Genomic DNA, 8,924 nt, shown 5'->3' with positions numbered 1-8,924 from the left:
ATATGATTCCTGCTGATGGCGAAATTGTGGATGGCCTTGCTTCGATTGATGAAAGCGCCATAACAGGCGAAAGTGCTCCTGTTATCAGAGAAGCAGGGGGCGACAAGTCTTCTGTTACCGGAGGGACAAAAGTATTATCAGATAGAATTACAGTTAAGGTTAGTACGCAACCAGGTGAGAGCTTTCTGGATAAAATGATTGCGTTGGTGGAAGGAGCGTCACGTAAAAAAACTCCCAATGAGATAGCGCTGACCATTCTTTTATCTGGATTTACACTCGTTTTTGTTATTGTGTGCACAACCCTAAAGCCTATCGCGGATTTTATGCATAGCCCGATTGCCTTATCTTCATTTATAGCCTTATTTGTCTGCTTGATTCCTACAACGATAGGCGGACTTCTCTCGGCTATCGGGATTGCTGGGATGGACCGGGCGTTAAGAGCCAATGTAATTACCAAATCCGGTAAAGCTGTCGAGACAGCCGGAGATGTGGATACATTGTTGTTGGATAAAACAGGTACCATTACGATAGGAAACAGAAAGGCCACCCGATTTTATGCAATTGGAGGAAACGGTGAAAAGGAATTTGTAAAAACCTGCGTCATGGCCTCTCTATCTGACACAACTCCAGAGGGAAAATCAATTGTTTCTTTAGGCGAGAGTTTGGGTTGTATTGGCGGACATACAGGATCTATTTTACGTATGGTACCTTTCACTGCCGAAACCAAATGTTCCGGGATAGACTTGTCTGACGGTCGTAGAATTCGTAAAGGGGCATTTGAGGTTATGCGTAAACGGTGTGAAGCAGCAGGGAATACTTACCCTGATGAAGCCGAAGTACTTGTACGTTCCATTTCTGAGAACGGAGGAACTCCTCTTGTGGTCAGCGAAAACGACATAATCATCGGTGTAATAGAACTTCAGGATATCATTAAGCCCGGAATACAAGAGCGATTCCAACGTTTGCGGAAAATGGGAGTTAAAACAGTAATGGTTACAGGAGACAATCCCCTTACTGCCAAATATATTGCCAATAAAGCCGGTGTAGATGATTATATCGCTGAAGCGAAACCTGAAGATAAAATGGAGTATATCCGTAAGGAACAGGAGGCTGGCAAGTTGGTTGCCATGATGGGAGATGGTACCAATGATGCTCCTGCGCTTGCTCAGGCGAATGTAGGTGTTGCTATGAATAGTGGAACGCAGGCAGCAAAAGAAGCTGGCAATATGGTTGACCTGGATAACGATCCAACGAAACTGATCGAAATTGTTGAAATTGGAAAACAGTTGTTAATGACCCGCGGTACACTTACAACATTTAGTATTGCAAACGATGTGGCAAAATATTTTGCCATTGTTCCTGCTTTGTTTATGGCATCAATTCCGGCATTGGAAAGTTTAAATATTATGAAGTTACATTCACCGGAAAGTGCAATTCTGAGTGCGGTTATTTTTAATGCAATTATTATTCCGATACTTATTCCGCTTGCATTGAAAGGGGTTGCCTATAAACCCATAGGGGCTTCTGCATTATTACGCAGGAATCTGCTTATCTACGGGGGAGGTGGAATGCTGGCCCCATTTGCAGGAATCAAATTGATTGATTTAATGGTTGGTATGTTTTTTTAATATTAATAGAGTATGAAGACTGATTTAATTAAAGCATTTAAACTAACATTGGCTTTTTGCTTGTTGTTAAGTGTTGGATATATAGGCGTTTTATGGATGTTTGCCAAATTAGAAGGTCCTGCCAATGGATCTGTTGAAATGTTATCGGTGAAAAATCGTGAAGTCGGAGCTGTTTTGGTTGGGCAGGAATTTACCCGGAACGATTTGTTCTGGGGCAGACCTTCGGCGGTAGATTACAAGGCAGACGGATCCGGTGGTAGTAATTATGGTCCCGATAATTCAGAATACCTTGCAATTGTGAAAAAACGTATTGATAAATTTTTGATGGCACATCCATATCTTAAAAGAGAAGAAGTCCCGGCCGAACTTGTTACTGCCAGTGGAAGCGGTCTGGATCCACATATTCCTGTAAAAGCGGCTTATGTACAGATAGAGAGAGTTGCTGATGCAAGACATTTGTCGGTTACCTCTTTACGTGCATTGGTAGATGAACTTGCCGAAAAACCAATAGGAGGACCATCCGTAGTGAATGTACTTAAATTAAATGTGAATTTGATTAAAATAACGGAATAACATCCTTACATTCGTGTTTGGAAGCATATTCAAAATATTATGGCGAATGGATAGAGAGCAAAATATTGAACGGTTTGTCAATCTTCTGAAAAGATCCCGCCGGGGAAATCTTAAGATTTATATCGGGATGATCGCGGGTGTAGGCAAATCATACAGAATGCTTCAAGATGCACATGAATTGATTCGTAATGGAATTGATGTGCAGATTGGTTTTATAGAAACGCATGAACGTCCGGAGACGGCGGCCTTGATAGAGGGACTTACCGTAATTCCTAGGAAAAAGCTTTTCTATAAGGGCAAAGAGTTGGAAGAGATGGATTTACAATCTATTTTAACCATTCATCCCGAAGTTGTCATAGTCGATGAATTGGCACATACCAATGTTGAAGGTAGCATCCATTCCAAACGTTGGCAGGACGTTCTCGATATATTGGATGCAGGTATTAGTGTAATAACTGCAGTTAATATACAGCATCTGGAAGGTATCAGCGAGATTGTAAGTGATATTGCCGGATTTGAAATAAAAGAACGTGTGCCAGACAGTCTTTTGGCTGATGCCGATGAGGTAGTAAATATTGATCTTACTGCAGATGAACTTCTTACCCGGCTTAAGAGTGGAAAGATATATAAACAGGATAAGATACATCATGCACTGTCTAATTTCTTCAAACCGGAAACGATTCTACAACTAAGGGAACTTGCTCTTAAAGAGGTGGCGCTTCGGGTGGAAAAGAAAGTTATCAGTACCATTCCGGTAAACAGCGGAATCAGGCACGAGAAATTTCTGGCCTGCATAAGTAGTCATGAGAAAACTCCGCGTAAGGTTATACATAAGGTTGCCAGATTAGCCACTCGTTTTAATGCCTCTTTTGTGGTATTGTATGTACAGACACCGAAAGAGCATCCGGATAAGATTCCATTAGCGAATCAACGGTATCTATCCAACCATTTTAAGTTGGCAACCGAATTAGGAGGAGAGGTGATTCAAATCAAGTCGTCTCATGTAAGTAAAGGAATAATAAAAGCTTGTGAAGAAAATCAGATTACCACGGTTTGCATTGGAAAACCGGAATTGGGTTTTATTTCTTTGCTATATTCACTGTTTATATACAGATGGTTCGTTAATAGGCTTTATAAATTTAACATTGATCTAATTGTTTTGACATGAATATTAAAAATAAGCTATTTTTAGGTATAGGTCTTCTTGTGGCAATGATTGTAATGCTGGTAGTGCTTTCAATCGTAAATCTGCAGGTGCTTACTGCTACAGAACCTGATAGTCCGGCAGCAGTCCCGGCATTGCACCGGGCATTGGTCTGGATTTCTATTTTTGGCGCAGCCTGTATATGTATCGGTGTTGTAATGTTGGCGGTGCTACCAGGTTCAATTAATAAGCCCATAAAGACTTTAGTTAATGGGATCATGGAAATAGCAGATCATAATTATAACAAAAGACTTGACTTAGGAAAGTACGAAGAATTTGCAGAGGTTTCCGATTCATTCAACAGAATGGCCGAGCGATTGGCTGAATATCAGAAAAGTGCTTTAACTGATATTATACAGGAGAAGAAATACAGCGAAGCTATTGTAAATAGTATAAAAGAGCCGATACTTGGCCTGGATAAAGAGCGAAGGGTTTTATTTGTCAACGACGGGGCACTTACTGTTTTAAATCTGAAGAGGGAACAGATTATCGGTGAGTCTGCTTACGACCTGGCATTGAAAAACGATTTGCTTCGCCGGTTGATTCGTGAACTAGGACAGGTAGATGGCAATAAGGACCCACTAAAAATCTATGCAGATAACAAGGAAAGCTTCTTTCAGGTTAAGTATATACCAATTTATATGGTGCCCACCGGCGAAAAAGAACAACATTATATTGGCGATGTAATTTCTTTGCAAAATATAACTGAGTTTAAAGAACTTGATTCAGCTAAGACTACTTTTATCTCAACTATCAGTCATGAGCTAAAAACACCCATCTCTTCCATTATGATGAGCCTTAAGCTACTGGAAGACTCAAGGATTGGATCAATGAACGACGAACAGCAAATGCTATCCAAAAGTATAAAGGAAAGTACAGATCGCCTGTTGGAAATTACTGGAGAACTACTTAAGATGACACAAGTGGAAACAGGTAAATTGCAACTAAATCCTAAAATAACTAAACCTATCGAGCTGATTGATTATGCAGTAAAAGCAAACAGAGTTCAAGCCGAGAGATTTAATTGTCATATTGAGGTCGAATATCCCGAAAAGATTTCGAAGTTATTTGTAGATAGTGAAAAGATTGCCTGGGTGATTACGAATCTGCTTTCTAATGCGATTCATTATACAAAGGAAAATGGCCGGATTATAATCGGTGCCCGTCAGAAAGACAAAGTTGTTGAATTGTTTGTGCAGGATTTTGGAAAAGGAATTGATCCAAGATATCATCAAAGTATCTTTGACAGATATTTCCGGGTACCCGGAACCAAGGTACAAGGAAGTGGTCTGGGACTAGCAATAAGTAAGGACTTTGTCGAAGCTCACGGTGGTACCATAAAAGTAGATAGTGAGCTGGGTAAGGGAAGTCTTTTTACAATACAGTTTCAGGTTTAACTTTATATCGTTGCCTTCTAATTTATAGCTTTAAATGGTAAATTCGGCATCATGCGTTTGAAAATAAAAGGGTATTGCTTATGTTCAAAACAATACCCTTCCTTTTTTGTATGTAACCTTATTTCTTATCTTTCAGCAAATCGCGGATTTCAGTCAGCAAAACAATGTCTGCAGGAGGAGCGGCAGGGGCAGCAGGAGCAGCCTCTTCTTTTCTTTTTAATTTATTCATCGCTTGGATCATCATAAATATAGCAAATGCTATAATCAGAAAGTCGACCGTAACCTGAATGAAGTTACCGTAATTAAGTGTAGAAGCCGGCGTAACAACCTGGCCGGCAGAATCAAGCACGGCATCTTTCAATGTAATCTTGAGGTCAACGAAGCTGGCTCCGCCAAAGAAGAATCCGATTACAGGCATGAGGATGTCCGAAACAACAGATGTAACAATCTTACCAAATGCAGCACCAATAATGATACCGACTGCCATGTCAACCACATTACCGCGCATGGCAAAGGCTTTGAATTCCTGAATTAATTTCATTTGTGCATTGTTTTGAATGAATACTAAGTGAATTATATCAAAAAAGCCTCCGGATGTACAATCCAGAGGCTTTAAATTTTCCTTTTATTACTGATTTGTACTACGCAAATCTAATAAAAAAATTGTGAAATATTACAAAATCCATTCTTTAATATCTTCTTCAGGAGTACGGATACTGCTGATACCGAAGTTTTCTACCAATACATTGGCTACGTTTGGAGAAAGGAATGCAGGCAACGTTGGTCCCAGATGGATATTTTTAACACCAAGGCTTAACAGAGCCAATAAAACAATAACTGCTTTTTGTTCGTACCATGCGATGTTATATACAATAGGCAACTCATTGATGTCCTGTAGCTCGAATACCTCTTTAAGTTTCAAGGCGATCAGTGCTAACGAGTAGCTGTCGTTACATTGTCCGGCATCAAGTACACGGGGAATTCCATTAATATCTCCCAGAGGAAGTTTGTTGTAACGGTATTTAGCGCAACCGGCAGTAAGGATTACATTATCTTTTGGCAACTGAGTGGCAAAGTCTGAATAATAATCGCGGGTTTTCATTCTACCGTCGCAACCGGCCATTACTACAAACTTCTTGATAGCACCTGATTTTACGGCATCTACAACCTGACCGGCCAATTGCATAACCTGGTTATGGGCGAATCCTCCGATAATTTCACCATGTTCTATTTCTGTAGGTGCAGCACACTTTTTGGCCACCTCTATAATTTCACTGAAGTCTTTTGTTCCACCTTCTTTGCGAGCCGGAACATGCTTAAAGCCAGGATAGCCAGCAGCGTTGGTAGTGTAAACCTTATCTTTGTATGAAGCACCAGACAATGGAGGAACAATACAGTTTGTAGTGAATAGGATAGGACCGTTGAACGATTCGAACTCTTCACGTTGTTTCCACCATGCGTTACCATAGTTACCTACAAAATGTTTGTATTTTTTGAAAGCAGGATAATAGTTGGCAGGAAGCATTTCACTGTGAGTATACACATCCACTCCTGTACCTTCGGTTTGGGCCAATAGTTCTTCCATATCCTTCAGGTCGTGACCGCTGATTAGGATACCCGGGTTCTTGCCTACACCTATATTTACTTTGGTAACTTCAGGATTTCCATAGCTGGTAGTATTGGCTTTATCAAGCAGAGCCATGGTCTTCACACCAAAACTTCCGGTTTCAAGTACAAGAGCAGTCAGCTCGTCGGCACTGATGTCTGTACGTGTAGTGGCAGCCAATGCATGTTGGATAAATGCATAAATATCTTCCTCTTCAAATCCAAGTTTGGAAGCATGTTCGGCATAAGCAGCCATTCCCTTAAGTCCGTAAATAACAAGCTCTTTTAAAGATCTTACGTCTTCATTGCTTTCACGTAGTACACCTACAGAGGCAGATTTGCTTTCGTATTCGCTTTCGTTTCCGTTCCAGCTTAACTCTTCCAGCTTAGGAAGGGCGATGCCGGCAGCAACTGCTTTTCCAATTAAATCGTTACGTAGTTTCAATCCTTCGGTAACTCTTGCGGAAATACTATTTACGTCGAAGTTTGCATTGGTGATCGTAGAGAAAAGTCCCTCTGTGATAAAATGGTTGGCTGTGGTTGCCGGTGTTCCGTTTGCACGCAGTTTTTCGGCTACTACGGCAATACCTTTCATAACGAACATCAACAGGTCCATACGGTTGGCAGTAACATCGTCTTTACCACAAACACCTTTAATTGTACAACCTATTCCTTTGGATGCTTCCTGACATTGATAACAAAACATTTTGTCCATATTGCTTAAATTTTAGTCCCCTTTCGGGAGTATTATATTTTTATTGATAAATTACGGTTGTTGACTGATCAAATCCATTCTTCACGCAGAACTTGTCCTTGAACACTTACCTGAATCAACTTAACGGGGACTTTCCGGATGGCAGAGGCGGTAGCCTCTTTGGCAATTTGGAGTAATCCGCTGCAGCAGGGAACCTCCATAATCATAACCGTGAGAGTGTTCAGATAGTTGTCGTCAATCATGTTAATTAACTTGTTTATGTAGATTTCGCGACCTTGATCCAGCTTCGGACAAGCAATAGCCAGCTTCTTACCTTTCAGATATTTGCTGTGGAAATCACCTACAGAAAAAGCCGTGCAATCGGCAGCCAGCAGCAAGTCTGATCCTCTTAAGTAAGGGGCCGAAGGAGATAACAGATGAAGTTGAACCGGCCATTGTTGTAACTCGGAAGAGCCGGATACCATTGATGTTCCTGCCGGTTTCTCAAAACTACGGGCCATGCTTCCCGGACAACCCTGATGAATAGGGGCGAAGTGTACTTCCGGGGCTTTCTTTTTCCCGGAAACATGAGCTTCAACTGCTGCTTCATCGAAAGCTTCAGCCTCTCTTTCTTCTAAAGTTAAGGCTCCGGTTGGGCAGTCTCCGATACAAGCACCCAGTCCGTCGCAGAATACTTCGTTTACCAATTTTGCTTTTCCGTCGATAATCTGCAGAGCTCCTTCATGGCAACCCGTTACACATTCGCCGCAACCGTTACATAATTCTTCGTCTATTTTAATAATTGTCCGTTTCATCTATTGTTTCATTTTGTACGGCAAAGGTAAGGTGCACACTTCACCCGAAAAGTACCATATGTTACAATCAGAAAAAAAGTTTTATATTTATGCCCAGAACGATTCAATAATCAGTAATCGAAGTTTCATTAATATATACAGTTCCCGAAATTTGTTTAATCATAAGTTATAAACATGTTTGATATAATATGTAAATCACCCTTGTTTAGAGGTGTTTCTTCACAAATTATCGCTTCCGAGCTCGAATCCATTCCTTATCGGGTCGAATCTTATAAAGCGAAGGACCTGGTGGCTATGCAAGGAAATGCATGTAATCATTTGATGATCGTAATTAAAGGGCTTTTACAAGGTCAGATGGTAAATGATGCCGGGAAACTGGTTGTTATCGAGGAGCTGGCCCCTCCTCAGCTTTTGGCTCCTGCATTTTTGTTTGCACCTAAAAACGATTTACCGGTAAATATCATAGCGGTTGAGGACTCTGAGGTATTATTTATCTCACGGAATGATTTTACAACCTGGATGCAGAAAGATGCGCAAGTACTGCAAAACTTCTTGATGCTTATCTCTGGAAGAAGCCGTTTTCTAAGTGATAAGATAATGTTCCTTTCGCTGAAAAATATAAAGAATAAGGTGGCCGAGTACCTGTTAGGAAAGCTTACAGACGATAAATGCAGTGTAATTCAACTAACCGAAACGCAACAGGATATAGCCGACTTCTTTGGTGTAACTCGACCTTCTTTGGCACGGGCTTTAGCCGAAATGGAGCAGGAAGGTATTATTTCTATCGACCGAAAGACCATCGTAATCCATAAACGTTCGGTTTTACAACAGCTTTCGCAGTAAAATAGGGTGTGATTATTCCCATAAGAGAAATAAAGGAGTCTTATGCGAAAAATTGCAGGTACATTTTCTTTAAAAAGTATATACTTTTTGATCAAAATGTTCTGACTTTTAAAGTGAAAAGTCCTTACGATTTTCAGGGAATCATCTATGTTGTTCTTGATTCGA

General features: G+C 40.7%; 8 protein-coding genes. 5 read left to right on the top strand and 3 right to left on the bottom strand.

The window, feature by feature from the left end:
• The 4 genes from kdpB to AB7E53_RS08595 form a co-directional block, all read left to right on the top strand.
• Positions 1–1,628 (top strand): potassium-transporting ATPase subunit KdpB (kdpB, locus tag AB7E53_RS08610; protein ID WP_446775194.1); only part of this gene is annotated, 1,628 nt, incomplete at its 5' end.
• Between the two features lie 12 nt (positions 1,629–1,640).
• Positions 1,641–2,201, top strand: coding sequence for a potassium-transporting ATPase subunit C (locus tag AB7E53_RS08605; protein ID WP_446772414.1), 561 nt, complete (start codon positions 1,641–1,643; stop codon positions 2,199–2,201).
• Between the two features lie 46 nt (positions 2,202–2,247).
• Positions 2,248–3,369: a sensor protein KdpD gene (locus tag AB7E53_RS08600; protein ID WP_350457189.1), complete on the top strand. Its 1,122-nt coding sequence runs from the start codon at positions 2,248–2,250 to the stop codon at positions 3,367–3,369.
• Positions 3,366–4,802, top strand: a complete 1,437-nt coding sequence (locus AB7E53_RS08595) for a HAMP domain-containing sensor histidine kinase (RefSeq protein WP_079684083.1) — start codon at positions 3,366–3,368, stop codon at positions 4,800–4,802. The genes AB7E53_RS08600 and AB7E53_RS08595 overlap by 4 nt, the downstream gene beginning before the upstream one ends.
• A 118-nt stretch (positions 4,803–4,920) precedes the next feature.
• On the opposite strand, the gene mscL is transcribed toward AB7E53_RS08595, so the two are convergent.
• From mscL to AB7E53_RS08580, 3 genes are all read right to left on the bottom strand, one after another.
• Positions 4,921–5,343, bottom strand: a complete 423-nt coding sequence (gene mscL, locus AB7E53_RS08590; protein ID WP_179398684.1) for a large-conductance mechanosensitive channel protein MscL — start codon at positions 5,341–5,343, stop codon at positions 4,921–4,923.
• Positions 5,344–5,475: 132 nt separating this feature from the next.
• Positions 5,476–7,122, bottom strand: a complete 1,647-nt coding sequence (hcp, locus tag AB7E53_RS08585; protein ID WP_179398683.1) for a hydroxylamine reductase — start codon at positions 7,120–7,122, stop codon at positions 5,476–5,478.
• Positions 7,123–7,190: 68 nt separating this feature from the next.
• The gene (locus tag AB7E53_RS08580) at positions 7,191–7,916 is read right to left on the bottom strand and encodes a 4Fe-4S dicluster domain-containing protein (RefSeq protein WP_350457191.1); all 726 of its coding nucleotides are present in this window, start codon (positions 7,914–7,916) and stop codon (positions 7,191–7,193) included.
• 174 nt (positions 7,917–8,090) lie between these two features.
• On the opposite strand from AB7E53_RS08580, the gene AB7E53_RS08575 reads away from it, so the two are divergent.
• Complete coding sequence (locus AB7E53_RS08575; protein ID WP_446775192.1) at positions 8,091–8,759, top strand: Crp/Fnr family transcriptional regulator; 669 nt, start codon at positions 8,091–8,093, stop codon at positions 8,757–8,759.
• Positions 8,760–8,924: the final 165 nt, after the last annotated feature.

The sequence above is a fragment of the Macellibacteroides sp. genome (assembly GCF_050251695.1).
Classification (GTDB): domain Bacteria; phylum Bacteroidota; class Bacteroidia; order Bacteroidales; family Tannerellaceae; genus Macellibacteroides; species Macellibacteroides fermentans.
The sequence above is the reverse complement of the archived record's forward strand: the minus strand, read 5'-3'. Positions and strand labels throughout refer to the sequence as shown.

What these genes read in the sequence shown, in the direction of transcription:
- AB7E53_RS08605 (WP_446772414.1), top strand. Translation starts at nt 1,641, where the DNA reads ATGAAGACTGATTTAATTAAAGCATTTAAACTAACATTGGCTTTTTGC.
- AB7E53_RS08600 (WP_350457189.1), top strand. Translation starts at nt 2,248, where the DNA reads ATGGATAGAGAGCAAAATATTGAACGGTTTGTCAATCTTCTGAAAAGA.
- AB7E53_RS08595 (WP_079684083.1), top strand. Translation starts at nt 3,366, where the DNA reads ATGAATATTAAAAATAAGCTATTTTTAGGTATAGGTCTTCTTGTGGCA.
- mscL (WP_179398684.1), bottom strand. Translation starts at nt 5,343, where the DNA reads ATGAAATTAATTCAGGAATTCAAAGCCTTTGCCATGCGCGGTAATGTG.
- hcp (WP_179398683.1), bottom strand. Translation starts at nt 7,122, where the DNA reads ATGGACAAAATGTTTTGTTATCAATGTCAGGAAGCATCCAAAGGAATA.
- AB7E53_RS08580 (WP_350457191.1), bottom strand. Translation starts at nt 7,916, where the DNA reads ATGAAACGGACAATTATTAAAATAGACGAAGAATTATGTAACGGTTGC.
- AB7E53_RS08575 (WP_446775192.1), top strand. Translation starts at nt 8,091, where the DNA reads ATGTTTGATATAATATGTAAATCACCCTTGTTTAGAGGTGTTTCTTCA.